Annotated in this window: 17 protein-coding genes; 11 read left to right on the top strand and 6 right to left on the bottom strand. The window is 70.1% G+C overall.

The genetic code is table 11. From position 1 onward, the window contains the following. Window positions 1-26: 26 nt before the first annotated feature. The 3 genes from ACN469_RS09015 to ACN469_RS09005 all read right to left on the bottom strand — a co-directional run bounded on the left by ACN469_RS09015 (window position 27) and on the right by ACN469_RS09005 (window position 3,327). A complete protein-coding gene (locus ACN469_RS09015) occupies window positions 27-1,373 on the bottom strand; it encodes a DUF58 domain-containing protein (RefSeq protein ID WP_498766162.1) in 1,347 nt (448 codons plus the stop codon). Beyond that, window positions 1,370-2,305 (bottom strand): AAA family ATPase, encoded by a 936-nt coding sequence (locus tag ACN469_RS09010; protein ID WP_498766160.1) that lies wholly within the window; start codon window positions 2,303-2,305, stop codon window positions 1,370-1,372. Before ACN469_RS09010 ends, ACN469_RS09015 begins: the two co-directional genes overlap by 4 nt. 68 nt (window positions 2,306-2,373) lie before the next feature. Further along, window positions 2,374-3,327 carry a hypothetical protein gene (locus ACN469_RS09005; protein ID WP_498766158.1) on the bottom strand — a complete coding sequence of 318 codons (954 nt, stop codon included), beginning with the start codon at window positions 3,325-3,327 and terminating at the stop codon, window positions 2,374-2,376. Window positions 3,328-3,383: 56 nt separating this feature from the next. On the opposite strand from ACN469_RS09005, the gene ACN469_RS09000 reads away from it, so the two are divergent. Continuing rightward, on the top strand, window positions 3,384-5,531 hold the full coding sequence (locus ACN469_RS09000; RefSeq protein WP_498766156.1) for a peptidylprolyl isomerase: 2,148 nt from the start codon (window positions 3,384-3,386) through the stop codon (window positions 5,529-5,531). Window positions 5,532-5,538: 7 nt separating this feature from the next. Here the strand turns inward: ACN469_RS09000 and ACN469_RS08995 are convergent, their stop codons facing one another. Continuing rightward, window positions 5,539-6,654: an HD domain-containing phosphohydrolase gene (locus ACN469_RS08995; protein ID WP_498766154.1), complete on the bottom strand. Its 1,116-nt coding sequence runs from the start codon at window positions 6,652-6,654 to the stop codon at window positions 5,539-5,541. A 240-nt stretch (window positions 6,655-6,894) separates the two neighbouring features. On the opposite strand from ACN469_RS08995, the gene ACN469_RS08990 reads away from it, so the two are divergent. The 4 genes from ACN469_RS08990 to ACN469_RS08975 all read left to right on the top strand — a co-directional run bounded on the left by ACN469_RS08990 (window position 6,895) and on the right by ACN469_RS08975 (window position 11,051). Beyond that, window positions 6,895-7,896 carry an NAD(P)H-dependent amine dehydrogenase family protein gene (locus ACN469_RS08990; protein WP_498766152.1) on the top strand — a complete coding sequence of 334 codons (1,002 nt, stop codon included), beginning with the start codon at window positions 6,895-6,897 and terminating at the stop codon, window positions 7,894-7,896. Window positions 7,897-7,912: 16 nt separating this feature from the next. Further along, window positions 7,913-8,362 (top strand): MaoC family dehydratase N-terminal domain-containing protein, encoded by a 450-nt coding sequence (locus ACN469_RS08985; protein ID WP_141643258.1) that lies wholly within the window; start codon window positions 7,913-7,915, stop codon window positions 8,360-8,362. Then, window positions 8,362-9,036, top strand: a complete 675-nt coding sequence (locus ACN469_RS08980) for a MaoC family dehydratase (protein WP_498766150.1) — start codon at window positions 8,362-8,364, stop codon at window positions 9,034-9,036. Before ACN469_RS08985 ends, ACN469_RS08980 begins: the two co-directional genes overlap by 1 nt. Window positions 9,037-9,206: 170 nt before the next feature. Beyond that, window positions 9,207-11,051, top strand: coding sequence for an acyl-CoA dehydrogenase (locus ACN469_RS08975; RefSeq protein ID WP_498766148.1), 1,845 nt, complete (start codon window positions 9,207-9,209; stop codon window positions 11,049-11,051). A 134-nt stretch (window positions 11,052-11,185) separates the two neighbouring features. On the opposite strand, the gene ACN469_RS08970 is transcribed toward ACN469_RS08975, so the two are convergent. Further along, window positions 11,186-11,638, bottom strand: a complete 453-nt coding sequence (locus tag ACN469_RS08970; protein ID WP_253998589.1) for an ExbD/TolR family protein — start codon at window positions 11,636-11,638, stop codon at window positions 11,186-11,188. 19 nt (window positions 11,639-11,657) lie between these two features. Then, a complete protein-coding gene (locus ACN469_RS08965; RefSeq protein ID WP_498766146.1) occupies window positions 11,658-12,383 on the bottom strand; it encodes a MotA/TolQ/ExbB proton channel family protein in 726 nt (241 codons plus the stop codon). A 43-nt stretch (window positions 12,384-12,426) separates the two neighbouring features. Here ACN469_RS08965 and ACN469_RS08960 point away from each other — a divergent pair, with 43 nt between their 5' ends. Genes ACN469_RS08960 through ACN469_RS08935 form a run of 6 tightly spaced genes read left to right on the top strand, consistent with a single transcriptional unit; the run spans window position 12,427 to window position 17,519 of the window. Next, window positions 12,427-13,257 (top strand): DUF4292 domain-containing protein, encoded by an 831-nt coding sequence (locus tag ACN469_RS08960; RefSeq protein ID WP_498766144.1) that lies wholly within the window; start codon window positions 12,427-12,429, stop codon window positions 13,255-13,257. A gap of 60 nt (window positions 13,258-13,317) precedes the next feature. Next, complete coding sequence (locus tag ACN469_RS08955) at window positions 13,318-14,076, top strand: GspE/PulE/PilB domain-containing protein (protein ID WP_498766142.1); 759 nt, start codon at window positions 13,318-13,320, stop codon at window positions 14,074-14,076. Between the two features lie 9 nt (window positions 14,077-14,085). Continuing rightward, the gene (locus tag ACN469_RS08950; RefSeq protein WP_498766140.1) at window positions 14,086-15,081 is read left to right on the top strand and encodes a GspE/PulE/PilB domain-containing protein; all 996 of its coding nucleotides are present in this window, start codon (window positions 14,086-14,088) and stop codon (window positions 15,079-15,081) included. Continuing rightward, the gene (locus ACN469_RS08945) at window positions 15,078-16,094 is read left to right on the top strand and encodes an ABC transporter ATP-binding protein (protein WP_498766138.1); all 1,017 of its coding nucleotides are present in this window, start codon (window positions 15,078-15,080) and stop codon (window positions 16,092-16,094) included. The genes ACN469_RS08950 and ACN469_RS08945 overlap by 4 nt, the downstream gene beginning before the upstream one ends. Beyond that, window positions 16,091-17,143 carry an ABC transporter ATP-binding protein gene (locus tag ACN469_RS08940; RefSeq protein ID WP_498766136.1) on the top strand — a complete coding sequence of 351 codons (1,053 nt, stop codon included), beginning with the start codon at window positions 16,091-16,093 and terminating at the stop codon, window positions 17,141-17,143. Before ACN469_RS08945 ends, ACN469_RS08940 begins: the two co-directional genes overlap by 4 nt. Further along, entirely contained in the window at window positions 17,112-17,519 is a 408-nt protein-coding gene (locus ACN469_RS08935) for a DUF2085 domain-containing protein (RefSeq protein WP_498766134.1), read from the top strand. Before ACN469_RS08940 ends, ACN469_RS08935 begins: the two co-directional genes overlap by 32 nt. Window positions 17,520-17,544 lie beyond the last annotated feature (25 nt).

Below are 17,544 nucleotides of genomic sequence, written 5' to 3'. Positions count from 1 at the left end.
CTTTCCGCTGGACATCTTCGCCAGGCCTACAACAGCCCGCGCGACTTGACGTCCAGGTACACGTTGAGCGCGGCGGCACCGAACCCCTGAGCAGGTGCGCGGACGACGAGGGCCCCCGCGTCGCGCAGGGTGCTGGCGGTGCGACGGAACTCCGACTCCAGCCTCGTCGCGGCCTGTCGCGAGTACGCGTCCTGCGCTTCCACGGGCACGTCGATGGCCGCGTCGCGCACGTCCTCGTCCAATAGCGACGCGACGACGGGGAGGTGCCGGGGCCGCAGGGCCAGCGTGCGGGTGAGGAGCCCCGCCGAGGCCTCCGGGTCCACCAGGTCCGTGAAGAGCACGACGAGGGTGCGTCGCGTCTGTCGGGCGAAGGCGAAGTCGTAGGCGCGGCCGTAGTCGCTCTCCTCCAGCGCTGCCTCGGCGCGGTAGAGCGACTCGGTGATGAGGCGCAGGTGCTCGTGGCCCTTGCGGGGCGGCAGGAAGGTGAGCACGTCGCTGGCGAAGGCCATGACGCCCACCACGTCACCGGCGTCCAGGCCCACCCGCGCCAGGCGGAGCGCCGCGTCCACCGCGTGGTCCAGCTTGCGACGGCCCTGGACCTTGCCGGCCATGTGTCGCCCGCAGTCCAGGAGCAGCAACATGGGCTGGTGCCGCTCGGGCTGCCACGTGCGCACCAGGGTGTTGGCGTGGCGCGCGGAGGCCTTCCAGTCGATGTGGCGGTAGTCGTCGCCAGGGCGGTACTCGCGCAGGGACTCGAACTCGCGTCCCTCGGCAGCGCGGCGGCGCAGCGTCCGCTCCGACGGTGCATCCGAGGAGCGGGCCAGGGCGAGCGCCTCCCGCGAGAGCGCGGTGAGGTCCGGATAGATTTTCACCGACTGCGCCGCGGGCACTCGCACCTGTCGGGCGCAGAGTCCCAGCGGGCCGAGCAGCCGGAGGTGGAGGTCTCCGAAGCGCGCATCCCCTCGGGACGGAGGGGTGACGAAGTACGTCAGCCGTGAGTGCGTGAGGGGCGCGCCGCTCAAGGCTGGCAGCACGAGGTCCTGACGGTGGCCGGTGCTGGCGACGACCTGGGGCGGCTCGTCGCGGACCTCCAGGCGCAGTGGCGCGGGGCCTGGGTCCAGTCGCTCGAAGCCCAGGTGCACGGCGTTGCGGGTGCCCGAGGAGAGGATGGGCTCCACCTCGCGTGACACCTTCACGTCCTCCACTCGGGGCGCGCGGAGGAAGTCCACCGCGCACAGCGCGAGCACCGCCACGTCCAGGGCCAGCGCCAGCCAGCCGAACGCGGGGCTGGCCACCGTCAGCGCGGCGGGGAGGAGTCCCACCGCGAGCAGCGCGACGGCGAGGCCGGTGGGGACGGGACGGCCCACGCTCACCGGGGGACCCGGACCCGCTCGAGCGTCTGCTTCAGCACGTCGTCCGCGGTGACGCCTTCCACCTCGGCCTCGGCCTTGAGGAGCAGGCGGTGATTGAGCACGCTGCCCGCCGCGCCCTTCACGTCGTCGGGGGTGACGAAGTCATTGCCCATCAGCGCCGCGCGGGCCTTGGACGCGGCCAGGAGCGCCTGCGCCGCGCGGGGGCTCGCGCCCAGGCGCACGCGGGGGTTGGCGCGTGTGTCCCGCACCACGGCGACGACGTACTGGAGGATGGAGTCGTCGCAGGTGACGCGGGCCGCGCGGGCCTGCAGCTCCATGAGCGTGGGCGCGTCCAGCACGCGGTCCACGGAGGGCGGCCGTCCCTCGCGCTGGTGGAAGGCTCGCAGCATGGTCGTCTCGGAGTCGGAGTCCGGATAGCCCACGCGAATGCGCATCAGGAAGCGGTCGAGCTGGGCCTCGGGCAGGGGATAGGTGCCCTCCAGCTCCAGGGGGTTCTGCGTGGCGACGACGAAGAAGTGCGGCGGCAGCGGGTGGGTGACGCCGTCGATGGTGACCTGGCGCTCCTCCATGGCCTCCAGCAGCGCGGCCTGGGCCTTGGGCGGGGTGCGGTTGATTTCGTCGGCGACGAGGACCTCCGTGAAGATGGGGCCCTTCACCAGGCGGAAGGCGTTGTCCTGCGGCTGGAAGATGTTGGTGCCGAGGATGTCCGCCGGCATCAGGTCCGGGGTGAACTGGATGCGCGTGAAGAGCAGCCCCAGGGCTCCGGCCATGCTGCGCGCGGTGAGCGTCTTCGCCACGCCGGGCACGCCTTCGAGCAGGACGTGGCCGCGCGCCAGGAAGGCGGTCACCAGGTCGGCGAGCACACGAGGCTGGCCGAAGACGGTGCCGGCGAGCGCGGCGGTGAGGCGGGCGAGGGGAGTGGCGTCGGACATGGTGGCGGGGAACGGTAGACCGCCGTCGAGTCGCGCGGCACCACTTTCGTGGCGCGCGCGCCGTGTCGTCAGTCGTTCTTGGTCTTGAGTCCGAGGAACGCGCCGATGAGCGCGGCCACGGAGCCCAGCAGGCCGATGAAGACGCCGAAGCTGGGCGAGGAGTTCATCATCTCCGCGTTGCCGATGGGCGTGGGCACCAGCGTCGTGTCCGAGGACACCTTGATGAACACGATGCACCAGATGAGGCACAGGAACGTGGTGAACAGCTGCCCCATCCACGGCACCACGGGATTGAGGTTGGGGAACGAGCTGCGCGCCCGGATGCCGATGGCCACCATCACCATCACCGCGAGCACGAACGCACCGACGCCCGTGCTCATCAGTCCCAGGGCGTCACCGTCCGCCGCTGTCTCCTTCCACGGGGTGAAGCACGAGAGGACGACCAGCCCCGCGCCATAGAAGGCAATCTTGTCGCCGGCGCTCATCGCCCCCATCAGCTCCCTGGCGTCCTGCATGAGCTCGTCGGGGTCGACGATGGCGTTGCCGTTCTCCTCGTCGTCCCGCTGCTCCCTGCGCGCCCGGGGCTCCGGTACAGGAGCGACGGGAGCGGGAGCGGGCGCGGCGCGCTTGGGGGCGGTGTTCGGCGCGGCGCGAGTCGCGGGCGCGGGGCGGCTGGCTCGCTGAGGCGCGCCACGGGCGATGTCCTGCACGCTCTTGACGTTGGTGGCGTCCGCGCTGGGCGCGACGGCGGGCCTGAGGCCGGACTTGCCCGCCGGTCTCGGACGGGCGGGCGCGGGCTTGGGGGGCGGTGGACGAGGATCTTGGCTCGCGCCCGTGGATTCCTCATCGTTGTCAGCAGGTGGCTCCGAGGAGAGGAACGAGCTGTCGATGATGTAATCGCAGACGGAACAGATGGATGCGTCGGCGGCTACCTTCGAGCCGCAGCCAGGGCAGTTCAGGACCAGCGCTCCTGCTGAGAGATGCGAGCCCCCATCTTCGGAGCCCAGGGCCGCGCGTGTCAAACGGCGCGCCGCCTAACCCCTGGATTTTCGCGGGGAATTGGCCTAGGCCCCAGCGCATGAGCCGCCCGAGCCCCGTCCGACTCCCAAGCGTCTGTCTGGCCCTCCTCGTCCTCGTCTCCGGTTGTGTCCGCGCCGTGCCGGGCCCTGATGCGGACCCGCCCGACGCGGAGGTGATGGCCCGAATCCGCGACTGGGAGGACCGTCGCTCGCTCGGCGAGGGGCAACTGGTGGCGCTGGTCACCGGGGCGCCGGATCCTCGCGTCCGGGCGCGGGCCCTGCGCGCGCTGGCTCGCATCCAGGACGTGGCCACGCTGGACGCGGTCGTCGCCGGCTTGAAGGACTCGGAGGCCATGGTCCGAGGCGAGGCGGCCTTCGCGGCGGGCGAGCTGGCGCTCTCCTGGGAGCCGCTCACGGAGGCCGAGCGGGCGAGCCTGGCGACGCCCTTGCTGGCGGCCGAGGCGGAGGAGCGCGACGCGGCGGTGCGTGCCGCGCAGCTCGACTCCCTGGGGCGGCTGGCGACGGCGGACACGCTGGCGCGACTCGTCCAGCGGCTTCAGGGCGAGGACGTCGAGACGGCGGGGCGGGCGGCGCTGGCGCTGGGCGTGGCGGCGCGACGCGGTGGTGCGGCGGTGGTGAAGGACGTGCCCCTGGCTTCCGCGCGGGCGCTGATGGCGGCGGGGCGGCCCGTGGCGGCCCGGTATGGTGGCGCATACCTCCTGGCCACGGCGAAGCGCGCGGAGAGCCTGCCGACGCTGCGCGCGTGTCTGTCGGACGAGGACGCGGACGTGCGCGGCCTGTGCGTGAAGGCCTTCGGTGACGTGGGTGGGCCGGAGGACGCGGTGGTCCTGGGACGAATGCTGGACGACACGGTGCCTCGCGTGGCGGCGGAGGCGGCGCGCTCGCTGGCGAAGCTCGCGGCCACGTGTGGTGGGCCTTGCGCGCCGCTGGACGCCCTCGAGGCGCTGGTGCCCCGAGCGAAGCGCGTGGCGCGGGGGATGGAGACGCCGATGCCCACGGGCGCGGCGCCGCGTGTGGAGACGCTGGCACGCTCCGCGGACGGCCACCCGCTGATGGCGCTGGCGCAGCAGGGCCTGCCGGAGTTCGGCGCGCCGTTGCTCGTGTCGCTCCGGCTCGCGCTGGCGGACGCGGAGCGGGGCGCGGCGTCGGATGTGGCGCGCGCGGACCTGGGGTGGCTCGACTGTCGGCTGGCGGCGGCGTCGGACCGTCAGCGCGGCGTGGTGGCGGACACGTTGAACTGCGGCTTCGGCCGGGTGTCCGATGAGCGGCGCCTGGCCCTGGGCCTGCGCGAGGTGGCGCTCTCTCCGAAGAAGACGCCCGCTGACTTCGCGGTGGGCTACCTGCGCCACCCGTCGGCGCGCGTGCGGCTCACGGCGATGGAGGTCCTCGCCGAGCGCCCCGTGCTCCGAGCGGCGACGGCGGTGGCTCCGCTCTTGCGAAGCGAGGACCTGGTGGTGGCCGGCGCGGCCGCCGCGACGCTGGGCAAGCTGAAGGCTCCCGGGGCGTTCCCGGACCTGGAGGCGCTGGCGGACCGCGTGCCCTCCGAGCCGGACCTCGCGGACCCCGTGGCGGGCGCGCTCGTCGCGCTCCAGACTCCGGGCACCGAGGCGCGCATGAAGCAGTGGTTGACGCTGCCTCACGCCAACGTGCGCCGCGTGGCCGCCGAGGCCCTCACCCAGCTCACCGGCCAGCCCGTGCGCTCCGAGCGCGTGGAGCTTCCTCCGTACGCCTTCCGTCCGGAGCCCGCGCCCAAGGATGCCGCGCTGGTGCTGCGCACGGAGAAGGGCGACATCACCGTGCGGCTCGACGCCGCCGAGGCGCCGCTCACGTCGGGCAACCTGTTCGCCCTGGCGCGCAAGGGCTACTTCAACGGCATCACCTTCCACCGCGTGGTGCCGGACTTCGTCGCGCAGGGCGGAGACCCGCGCGGGGACGGGGAGGGCGGTCCGGGACACTCCATCCGCTGCGAGATGACCCGCCGGCCCTATCTGCGCGGCGTGCTCGGCATGGCGCTGTCGGGGAAGGACACCGGAGGCAGCCAGTTCTTCTTCACGCACGCGCCGCAGCCGCACCTGGACGGCCGCTACACGGCCTTTGGCGAGGTGGTGTCAGGGCTGGACGTGGTGGACGCGCTCTTGGAAGGCGACGTCATCCGGGAGGTCAGCGCGGTGACGCTGGCCCCGTGAGGTGAGGTCAGGCGCCGCTGGCTCGCGTCAGCGACGCCTGGGGGCCGAGCGGGTGGCTGCGCCAGCGCTGGTTCTCCTCTTCCTCCAGCGCCTCCACCTGGTTGCGGATGCGCTGCCACTCCGTCTCTGGAATGCGCAGGAAGGCGTCCGCGAGGTTCGGGTCGAACTGCGTGCCCGAGCAGCGACGAATCTCGTCCCGGGCCACGCTCATGGGCCGACCCTTGCGATAGGGCCGGTCCGACGTAATGGCGTCCACCGTGTCGGCCAGACTGAAGATGCGCGCGCCGATGCAGATGTCCTCGGCGGCGAGCTGCTGCGGGTAGCCCTTGCCGTCCCAGCGCTCCTGGTGCTGGAGGACGATGAGCGCCGCCTCGTGCAGGTACGGCATCTTGCCCATCATCCGGTAGCCGAACTCCGGGTGCTTGCGCATCTCCACCCATTCGTCCGGCGTCAGCGGTCCGGGCTTGAGCAGGATGGAGTCGCGCACGCCAATCTTGCCGATGTCGTGCAAGAGCGCTCCCTGCTCCACCACGTCCAGCGCGGCCCCGGCCAGGCCCACTTCCTCCGCCAGCCTGCGCGAGTAGAGCGCCACGCGACGCGAGTGCCACTGCGTCTCCGTGTCGCGGTAGTCCAGCGCGCTGATGAGGCCGTCCAAGAGGCCCGTGGTGCGCTCCACCACCCGACGCTCCAGGTCCTGGTTGATGGCCACCAGCTCCGCGTTCTTGTCCGCCACCTCGCGCGTCAGCCGCTCGTTGGCCTCCACCAGTCGGTAGTGCTCCACCGCCTGCCGCACGCTGCTCGTCAGCTCGCTGAGCGACCAGGGCTTGCCGAGCAGCCGGAACACCTCGCCCCGGTTCACCGCCTCGGACGCGGTGCGGAAGTCCGCCGCCGCCGTCAGCATCAGCCGCACGGCCTTCGGGTTCTTCTCTCGGAGGACGCCCAGCAGCTCGATGCCGTTGAGGTACGGCATCATGAAGTCCGTCAGCACGACGCTGAAGCCCACCTCGCGAGCGGCCAGGGCCGGGTCGCTGTAGGTGACGACGTCATAGCCTTCCGTCTGGAGGATCCGGGAGAGCGCGGCGAGGATGAGCACGTCGTCATCCACCACGAGGATGCGGTCCATGTTGGAGGATCTCCGGGGAGGTCGCGGGCCTGTCATTCGTTATACACGCCTTGCCTTGCGCCCAAATAGGGGCCCTGTGCAGGTTTTGCGCATGCAAGCCCCGGAAATCCTTGGAGGTTCTTGCTAGCGGCAAGAGTGGTAGAACCAAGTGATGCTTGCCTGCTCGCCAAGGTGTGATTTATGGTGCGCGGCAAGGCTGCGTTTCAACGCTAACCCCTTGGAATCCTGGAGCAATCTCCGATGGCTAGAGCCCCAGCAGGGCCGGTGCCGGTGGTGGTGATGGGGCTGGGATTCATCGGGCAGGAGATTGCCAGAGCTGCCCTGTCCTGCCCGGAAGTGGAATTGATTGGGGCCGTGGATACCCACGCCTCCCTTGTGGGTCGTCCGTTGGGCGACGTGCTGGGAGGCCCCGCTCCGCGCGTCAAGGTGATGGACTCGCTGGAGAAGGCAGTGGGCCGCCGCAAGGGCGCAGTGCTGCTGCACGCGACGGGCTCCCGGCTGCCGCAGGTGATGGACCAATTGCTGGCGGCGCTGAAGCTGGGCCTGCCGATTGCCAGCACCTGTGAGGAGCTGGCCTTTCCCTATCTGAAGTACCCGGAGCTGGCGGACAAGCTGGACCGCGCCGCGCAGCGCGCCGAGGTCTCCATCGTCGGCGCGGGCGTCAACCCGGGTTTCGTTCTGGACAGACTGGTGGCCACGGCGGGGCAGGTGTGTGGCCCGGTGCGGCGCGCGACAGTCACCCGGGTGGTGGACGCGCGCACCCGCCGCGAGGCCCTGCAGCGCAAGGTCGGCGCCGGTCTGACCGAGGAAGAGTTCTTCGAGTTGGTGGATGGTGAGCAGCTCGGCCACGTGGGGCTGGTGGAGTCGGCGGCACTCGCGGCATTGGGCCTGGGGTTGGATTGTGATGACTACGAAGAAGAGGTAGCCCCCGTATTCGCCGAGGAGGACATCTCGGGCGGCGCGTTCGCCGTGAAGAAGGGACGGGTGGCGGGCATGTTCCAGTCGGTGGTCGGGTTGGAGGACGGGCAGGAGAGGGTACGACTGGAGCTGACCATCGCCGTAGGGGCTGACGACCCGAAGGACCGCATTGAAATCGATGCGGACCCTCGTTTGGTGTTGGAAATCCCGGGGGGAGTGGCAGGCGACCGGGCCACCGCGAATGCGCTGGTGAATGCCGCGCCACGCTTGACGGCCGCGGAAGCAGGGCTCCTCACGGTGCTCGAGCTTCCGGCCGGACGTTAGAGTCAGGAGAGGGATAATGCTGGACAAGAATGCGATCGGCCGTGCCTCGCCGCCGACGCTCAACGAAGTGGAGAAGGGTGCCATCCGCCGCTTCGCGGAGGCCATCGGAGACTACAACCCGATCTACTACGACGAGGAGTACGCTCGGGCCTCCGGTTACCCCACCATCATCGCGCCTCCCACGTTTCCCGCGTCCTTTCATTCGGCCGCGGACTTGAGGGAGCTGCTCGGCGTGGGCATCAAAAGCCTGCTGCACGCCGAACAGGGCTTTGATTACGAGCGGCCCATCTTCGCCGGGGACCGCATCTACGTCTCCACCCGCGTGGCGGATGTCTCCGAGCGACAGGGCATGTCCGGCAAGATGGACATCGCTGTCATCGAGGATGAAGGCCGCGACGAGGAAGGCAACCTGGTGTTCCGAGCCCGCCGGACGTTGGTGGTCCGCGCCTCCAAGGAGACCCCGTGATGCCCGCGCGCAAGCTCTACTTCGAGTCCATCCGTGTCGGAGACGAGCTGCCGGCGCTGGCCAAGGCCCCGGTGGACCGTGTCCAGCTGTCCCGGTACGCGGGTGCCTCCGGCGACTACAACCCCGTGCACGTCGACGAGCTCTACGCCAAGAGCGTGGGCATGCCGAGCGTGTACGCCCCCGGCATGCTGGTGATGGGCATGCTCGGCCAGCTCATCAGCGACTGGGCCCGGGGCGGGCAGATGCGGCGCTACAACGTGCGCTTCATCAAGATGGTGTGGCCGGGTGACACCGTCGTCTGCAAGGGCCGGGTGAGCAACCGCCACGGCACCGCGGGCCGCTACTTCGTGGACATCGACCTGTGGGCGGAGAACCAGCGCGGCGAGCTGGTGATGAAGGGCGGCGCGCAGATTCAGCTCTTCTACTCCCTGGAGGACGAGAACCGGCAGCGCTCCGGCCAGTCCCCCATCGTCATCGAAGTGCCCCGGGAGAGCCTGGCCGCCGCCCCCGCCACGTCCACTGGCGGAGGCTCGAGCGAGGCCTCGGCTGTCGACGAGGAGGCTGGCGAGTCCGACGAGCGCCGCGCTGGTGCCTCGTCCAAGAAGACCGTCCCCCGGGAGAAGCCCGCTGCCAAGACGGCGACGCTTCCCTCGGCCAAGAAGGCGAAGAAGTAGCTGTTTGACGGTCTGCGGTGAGGGGCAGCCTGGGTTGCCCCTCAACGCAGGGTGTCATTCAGGGTTGACTCAAAAATCAGTCACCGCCACACTTCCTGTGTCTCATTCGCGCCGCTGACCCGAGGCCTTCCCACCGAAGGCGGGCAGCGAGCCGTCACGCAGGAGTGGCCATGTCCGCCGGCATCAACACCTACAAGACCGACCTTCGAGAGATTTTCTTCACGTTGTTCGAGCAGTTCGGCTTCGGCCAGGTGGCCGGTCAGGCCCCGTACGACGCCTGGGGCCCGGATGAGGCCAAGGCGGTGTTGTCGGAGACGTACCGCTTCGCGCGCGAGGTGCTCGGGCCCCTCAACTCCGTGGGAGACCGCGAGGGCTGTCGGGTGGAGAACGGCTCGGTGCTGACGCCGACGGGCTTCAAGGACGCGTGGAAGAAACTCTACGAGCAGGGCTTCAAGACGGTGGCGGTGAGCCCGGAGCACGGTGGCCAGGGCGCGCCGATGATGCTGCAGGTGACGGTGGAGGAGCTGCTATCGGGCGCCAACACGGCCTTCAACATGTACCCCGGCCTGTCGTTCGGCGCGGCGGAAGTCATCGCCGAGTGCGGGACGAAGGAGCAGCAACACCTCTTCGTGGAGCGCATGCTCAACGGCACGTGGGGCGGCACGATGTGCCTCACCGAGCCGCACGCCGGCTCCGACGTAGGCGCGGCGAAGTCCACCGCCCGGCGCAACGCCGACGGCACGTACAACATCCGCGGGACGAAGATCTTCATCTCCGGCGGCGACCACGACATGGCCCAGAACGTCATCCACCTGGTGCTCGCGCGCATCGACGGCGCGTCGCCCGGCACCAAGGGCCTGTCGCTGTTCATCGTCCCCAAGCTGCGCATCAACAAGGACGGCAGCTCCGGTCAGGCCAACGACGTGTCCGTGGGCTCCATCGAGCACAAGATGGGCATCAACGGCTCGGCGACCTGTGTGCTGAACTTCGGTGAGAGCGACAACTGTCTGGGCGAGATTGTCGGCACCGTCGAGCACGTCGGCATGAGCCAGATGTTCAAGATGATGAACGGCGCGCGCATCGCCGTCGGCATCCAGGGCGTCGCGCTGGCGTCGGCCGCCTACTACAACGCGGTGGACTACGCGAAGGACCGCAAGCAGGGCTCCCACTTCACCAAGTGGAAGGACCCCACCGCGCCGCGCGCCGCCATCATCGAGCACCCGGACGTCCGCCGCATGCTGCTGGACATCAAGTCCCACGTGGAGGGCATCCGCGCGCTCATCATCAAGCTGGCCATGCACCTGGACAAGGCGCGGCAGCTGGCGGGCAAGGACGACGATGCGGCCACCTACCACAAGGGCCAGGTGGAGCTGCTCACCCCGCTGGTGAAGTCCTACGGCTCCGATCAGTCCTTCCGCCTGTGCGCGCAGGCCATCCAGGTGTACGGCGGCGCCGGCTACATCCAGGACTACCCGGTGGAGCAGTACACGCGTGACTCGAAGATCTTCTCCATCTACGAGGGCACCAACCACATCCAGGCCATGGACCTGGTGGGCCGCAAGCTGGGGCAGGCTGGTGGCATGCACTTCCAGCAGTTCATGGGCGACGTGGGCTCGTTCGTCGAGGCGCACCGCGAGAACCCCACCTACGGCGAGGCCGTGAAGCTGCTGGCGAGCGCGCAGGAGGCGCTGATGTCCAGCGCGATGACGGTGTTCAGCTGGTCGCAGGACGGCGGCAAGTTCCCGCTGATTCCGCTGTCCGCCAACCGCTTCCTCAACATGATGTCCGAGGTCGCCGTGGGCTGGCTGCTGCTGGACGCGGCGGTCATCGCGGACAAGGCGCAGGGCGCGCTGTCGGCGGACCACCCGGACCGTGCGTTCTACGAGGGCAAGAAGTTCAGCGCCCTGTACTTCGCGCGCAACGTGCTGCCCAACGTGGAGCAGGCCGCGCGCCTCATCGCCATCGAGGACACCTCCCCGATTGAGATCACCGACGCCGCGTTCGCGTCCGTCTGAGCCGCGACATCGTCTGAAGGGGCGCCCTGATTGAAGGGCGCCCTCCAGAAACACCGAGGCCACCTGGGGAGTCGCTCCCGAGGTGGCCTTCGTGTTTCTTCAGCGGGGGTTGTGTGACGTCCGCGGCTCGGGGGCTATTCGCCCTCGCGCACGCCGATGGCGAGCTGACCGAGGCCCGCCTTCTTCGCCAGCTCCATCACCTGGACGACGGTGCCGTGGGGGACGCCCTCGTCGGCCTGGACGATGACGACGGTGTCCGGGTCCTTCACCTTGGCGGCGTCGAAGGCCTTCTGGAGTTCGTCCTGGCTGACGACGTTGCCGGCGACCACGAAGCGTCCATCCGCGAGCACCGCGACGGACATGTCCGTGGTGCGCGCGGTGACGTCCGCGGCGCCGCCCTTGGGCAGGTTCACCTTGAGGCCCGCCTTGGCGCCGCCTCCGGGCCCCTGCTGGACGATGACGGAGCTGGTCACCATGAAGATGATGAGCAGCACGAGGAAGATGTCGGTGAGCGGGGTGATGTTGATTTCAGCGAAGACACCTTCTTCGCCTTCGTCACCGGACCCCGGTGTCTTGCCCATGGCCATGGTGCTTGGTTCCCTGGGGCTAGGCGGGCTGCGTGTCGACGCGCGCCGGAGAGGTGGGGGGCTGGGAATCGACGCGGGGGGCGGGCTCGGGAGGAAGGCCCGCGGCGCGCTCCTTGAGCATCTCCGCGAACTCGTCGCCCATCAGCCGCAACTCCACCAGCACGCGCGACAGGCGAGCCTGGAAGTAGTTGTAGAAGACCATGGCCTGCACGGCGACGAGGATGCCCACCGCCGTGGCGACCAGGGCCTCGGAGATGCCCGTCATCACCGCGCCGGTGCCGCCGGTGCCGCCGGCCTCCACGTCCAGGCCCAGGTCCTTGAACGAGCGCATGATGCCGGCCACGGTGCCGAACAGGCCCACGAAGGGCGTAATCGAGCCGATGGTGGCGAGAATCCAGAGGTTGCGGCGCAGCTTGAGGCCCACCTGGGCGCGCTCGCGCTCCACGGCGGCCTCCACGCCCGAGCCGCCCGAGCCCCGGCTGCGCTCCCAGCGGTCGAACCCCGCGAGGAAGATGTCGGCGGCGACGGAGTCCGAGCGCTCGGCGGCGGTGCGGGCCGCCGGCACGTCGCCGCGAAGCAGGTGCTTGCTGACCGCCTCGCCCAGGAGGCGGGAGCGCTCGCTCACCCCCCAGAGGGCGATGATGCGCTCGACGGCCACGACAAGCGCGGCGACGGAGGCCAGCAGCAGCAGGGCCAGGGTGACTCCGCCGAGGCGGAGGTAATGCAGGATGTCGTTCAGGCTCATTGGTGGGTGACCCGGCAGGGCGCCATGGCCCAGACTAGGAGATATGAACCGCGCAGCCGCCGCAATCTTCCTGGCAGTGCTCTGTTCGGCCTGCCCCAAGCGCATCGAGTTCGGGCCGGAGGGGCACCTCACCGACGCCGAGGTCGTCTACCAGCGTGTCCGGCAGAACCAGGAGAACGTCATCTCCCTCGAGGGGGACGCGAAGCTGCGCGTCGAGTCTCCCCAGCAGAGCGGCACCATCGGGATGTTCCTTTCCGTCACCCGCCCGGCCCTGCTGCACCTGGAGACGTTCGATTTCTTCAACCGGCCGCTCGCCTCCCTCGTCGGGGACGGGACGCGCTTCGGCCTGTACCAGACGGAGACGCACACCTACTACCAGGGGCCGGCGAGCCCGCAGAACGTGTCGCGCTTCCTGCCCGTCGTCCTGCCGGGCGAGGAACTGGTGGCCATCATGCTGGGCCAGGTGCCCCTCATCCCTCCGGAGCGCATGACGCTGGAGCTGGACAAGAAGGAGGGCGTCTACGTGCTCACCCTCCACCGGGGCACGGCCTCGCAGGTGCTCCAGGTTCACCCCAAGTATCTGCGCGTGGTGAAGAGCCAGGTGCGAGGCGTGCCCGGGTATGACCTGGCCTTCGACGACTTCCTGGAGCGGGGCAGCCTCATCTTCCCGGGCAAGGTGGAGCTCATAGCGAAGCAGGCGGGGACGAAGCTCCAGCTTCGCTACCAGCAGATCAAGCTCAACGGCCGGCCGGACCTCACGCTCTACGAGCTGACCCCTCCGGAGGGGGCCAAGGTGGTGGAGGTGGATGACTCGGGGCGGGAGCTGCCTGCCGGGGGGCCCGAGTCGCCAGCGCCCCCGGTGCCGGGTTCCTGACCTGCCAGGCACGGAAGAAGAAGCGCGGCGGCTGGAGTCGGGTAGAGTGGCGCCCACGACATGGCACAGATCAAGCTCGGAGAACTGCTGATCAAAGCGAATGTGCTCCAGGAGAGCCAGCTCAAGGCCGCGCTCGCCGAACAGGCGAAGTGGGGCGGCAAGCTCGGCGAAATCCTGGTCCGGATGAGCCTCGTCTCCGAGGACATCCTGGTGCGGGCGTTGTCCAAGCAGCTCGGCATGCCGGCGGTGAACCTGGACGCGGTCCAGGTGGTCCCCCCGCATGTGAAGGCCAAGATTCCTCCGCAGACCGCGCGCGACTTCTCCGTGCTGCCGCTGCAGCTGCGGGACGAGGGCAAGACGCTGGTGGTGGCGATGTCGGATCCGCTCAACATGCGGATGCTCGACGAGCTGCGGGCCGTGACGAAGTGCCGCATCATCCCCAACGTGGCGGGCCGCACCTCCATCGCCCGGGCCTTCGCCCGGATGTACGAAGAGAACCTGGAGCTGGAGGACGCGGACACCAACTTCAAGGTGGTGGACGCCCAGGGCCGCACGGTGGTGAAGAACCTCAAGGACCTGGATCCGGCGGCCGCCGCCGTCGTGTCCGCGCCCAAGCCTCCGCCCCCGGTGGCGCGTCCTCCGCCGCCGGTGCAGGAGGCCCCGCGCAGCACGGCGGGCACCGGCAGTCCGGCCGACCTGCTGCGCAGCGTGGAAGAGGTGCAGCGCAAGGAAGTCGCCGCCCTCAAGGCCATGGTGGAGCTGCTCATCGAGAAGAATGTGTTCTCCCGCGATGAGTACCTCGCGAAGGTCAAGCGGTAGCCCGGCCTTATGCGCAAGAAGATTGGTGAGCTGCTCGTCGAGGCGGGGGTGGTGACGGAGGAGCAGGTGCGGGTGGCGCTCGGGCGTCGAGGCGCTCCGGGGAACCTGCGGCTGGGCGAGACGCTGGTGGCCCAGGGCCTGTGTGCGCCGTTGCACGTGGCCAGGGCGCTGGCGGTGCAGCACGGGCTGCCCTTCATGGAGTTGCCCGAGGAGATTCCCCCGGCGGTGGCGTCGCTGGTGTCCCTGGACTTCCAGGCGGAACACCGTGTCCTCCTCTTCCGTTCGGAAGTGGAGGGGCGCAGCGAGCGCATCCATGTCGCCGTGGAGGACCCAGGGGATTTGACGTTGGTGGACGAGCTGCGCTTCCAGCTCCGCAAGCAGGTGCGGGTCTTCGTCGTCGCGTCGGACGACCTGGACGCCGCGCTGGCCCGGGCGCGGGGAGAGCCGCTGGACATCGTCGAGGCGGAGCCGCTGTACGAGGAGGAGGGCTCCGGCCTTCCGCTCGTGACGGCGGGGACGCCATTGGAGTGGGAGATGCCGGAGACGCCGAAGCCCCCCGCAGCGAGACCACCACCCGCCGCCGCTCCCGCCGCCCGTCGGCCCGGGACGCCGCCGCCGCCGCCCGCGGAAGCCCTGCGGCAAGGGGGCGGGGTGGATCCGCTGGATGATCTGCTGGGCGTGAAGCCCGTCGCCGCACGGCCGCCGCCGCCTCCTCCGCCCATCTTCGAGGCGGAAGAGGAGGAGAAGCCCCGCGTTCCGGTGGTGATGTTCGGTGGGGCCGCGAAGGGCTCGCAGCCCGCGCTGGCGCTCACGCCGACGCCGGACTTCTCCGACGACGACCTGGCCATCCTGGACGACCTGGAGCGCATGTCCCGGGGCGACGAGGCGGTGCTGGACACGGAGAAGGTGAAGCCCGCGCGCATGGTGGCCAGCCTCATCCGCCTGCTCATCCGCAAGGGGCTCATCCAGGAGGTGGAGTTCCTGGAGGAGCTGGCGAAGAAGTGACGCCCGGCGCGTCGCCCTCGGGGGACGGGCCCCTGCTGAACGTCCGAGGGCTCGCCGTGGAGCTGTCGCGGGACGAGGGCAGGGTGCGCGCGGTGGACGGAGTGTCCTTCGCGGTGCCCCCCGGCGGAACCCTGGGCGTGGTGGGGGAGAGCGGCTGTGGCAAGAGCCTCACCGCGCTGTCCCTGCTGAGGCTCGCGCCCCAGCCTCCGGTGCGAGTGGCCGCGGGCGAGGTGTTCTTCCAGGGCAGGGACCTGCTGAAGCTCTCGGATGAAGAGCTGCGGCGGGTGCGCGGACGCCACGCGGCCATGGTGTTCCAGGAGCCGATGACGTCGCTCAACCCCGTCTTCACCGTGGGCGAGCAGATCTCCGAGGGAGTGCGGCTCCACCTGGGGGCCTCGCGCTCGCAGGCGCGGGAGCGCTCGGTGGAGATGCTGCGGCAGGTGGGCATCCCCGCGCCGGGTGAGCGCGTGGACGCGTGGCCCCATCAGCTCTCGGGCGGGATGCGGCAGCGGGTGATGCTCGCCATGGCGCTCGCGTGTGATCCGTCGCTGCTCATCGCGGACGAGCCCACCACCGCGTTGGATGTCACCATCCAGGCGCAGATCCTCGACCTGCTCAAGCGCCTGCAGGCCGAGCGCGGCATGGCGGTGATGCTGATCACCCACGATCTGGGCGTCGTCGCGGAGAGCTGTGACACGGTGGTGGTGATGTACGCGGGGAAGGTGGTGGAGCACGCGCCAGTGCGCGAGCTGTTCGCGAGTCCCGCGCACCCGTACACCGCGGGCCTGCTGCGCTCGCTTCCGTCGCTGGGGGGTGAAGGGCCACCGGGGCCTCGGCGGCGGCTGCGCGCCATCCCTGGCATGGTGCCCGCCCTGGGGAAGCTGCCGTCGGGCTGTGCGTTTCGCGAGCGATGCGAGCGTGCTCAAGAGGAGTGCTCGCGCGTGACACCGGTGCTCGAGCGCAAGCGTGGCGGGCAGCTCGCGGCCTGTCACCATCCGGTGCCCGCGTCATGAGCGCCGAGCCGCTCCTCCAGGCGAAGGACGTCCAGGTCCACTTCCCCATGCGAGGGGGCTGGCTGGGGCGCGTGCGCGGCGCGGTGAAGGCCGTGGACGGCGTGACGTTCGACGTCTTCCGGGGCGAGACGCTGGGCGTGGTGGGGGAGAGTGGCTGCGGGAAGAGCACCCTGGGGCGCGCGCTGCTGCGCCTGGTGACGCCCACCGCGGGCTCCATCCACTTCGACGGGCAGGACGTCACGGGGCTGTCCCAGAGACGACTCCGGCCGCTGCGTCGTCGCATGCAGCTCGTCTTCCAGGACCCGTATGCCTCGCTCAACCCGCGCATGACGGTGCGGGACATCCTGGGCGAGCCGTTCGACATCCACGGCCTCGCGAAGGGGCCGGGCGAGCGGGAGCGCGAGGTCGCCGCGCTGCTGGACGCCATGGGGCTGCCGCGCGAGGCCTTGGGGCGCTACCCGCATGAGTTCTCCGGAGGGCAGCGTCAGCGACTCGGCATCGCCCGGGCCATCGCGTTGCGGCCGGACCTGGTGGTGGCGGACGAGCCCATCAGCGCGCTCGACGTCTCCATCCAGGCGCAGATCGTCAACCTGCTGGTGGACCTGCAGCGCGAGCGTGGCCTCACCTACGTGTTCATCGCGCATGACTTGAACATCGTCGAGCACGTGTCCACGCGCGTGGCGGTGATGTACCTGGGTCGAATCGTGGAGCTGGCGCCGTCGGGCTCGCTGTACGCTCGTCCTCGTCATCCGTACACGCAGGCGCTGCTCGCGTCGGTGCCGGTGCCGGATCCCGAGCGCGCTCGCACGCGACTGCTGGTCCCCGGAGAGCCGCCCTCGCCGCTCGCGCCACCTCCGGGGTGCACGTTCCACCCGAGGTGTCCGCACGCGATGGAGCGGTGTCGCCGCGAGTCGCCGCCCCTGTATCCGCTGGGCTCCGGGCATTTCGCCGCGTGCTTCCTGGCGGAAGCGGAGTCTCAACAGTCCTCGACCGCCTCGCGGTCCGGAGGTGCCGACGGTGTTCTGGCTCAGTCACCATCATCCGGATGAGTACAACCGCACCTATGTGCTCGGCGGGCTCCGAATCTGCGCGCGGTGTCTGGGCACCTATCCGGTGCTGATGGCCACGCTGGTGGGGCTCTTCGTCGCGCGGGCCACTCTGGGGTGGGCCTGGGACGTGCCGGCCGTGCTGCTGCTCACGCTGCCGGCGCTGGTGGACTGGGCGGTGGGGCGCTTCCGCCCGGCGTCCGGCTCCAACGCGGTGCGGACGGCCACGGGGGTCCTGTTGGGAATGGCGCTCGGCCGCTCGCTGTACGTCCACGTCCAGCGCCCCCTGCCGGGGGTGCTGCTGGCGCAGGCCGCACTCGTGACAGCGGTCGCGCTCCCTGTCATTCTCGCCACTTACCGGAAGCCACGTCCGGATTAGACCCTGGTGGCCCGTCGCCCGTTAA

Origin of the sequence: Corallococcus terminator (assembly GCF_049194865.1) — a bacterium.
Lineage (GTDB): Bacteria > Myxococcota > Myxococcia > Myxococcales > Myxococcaceae > Myxococcus > Myxococcus terminator_A.
This window is presented reverse-complemented; position numbering and strand designations above follow the sequence as displayed.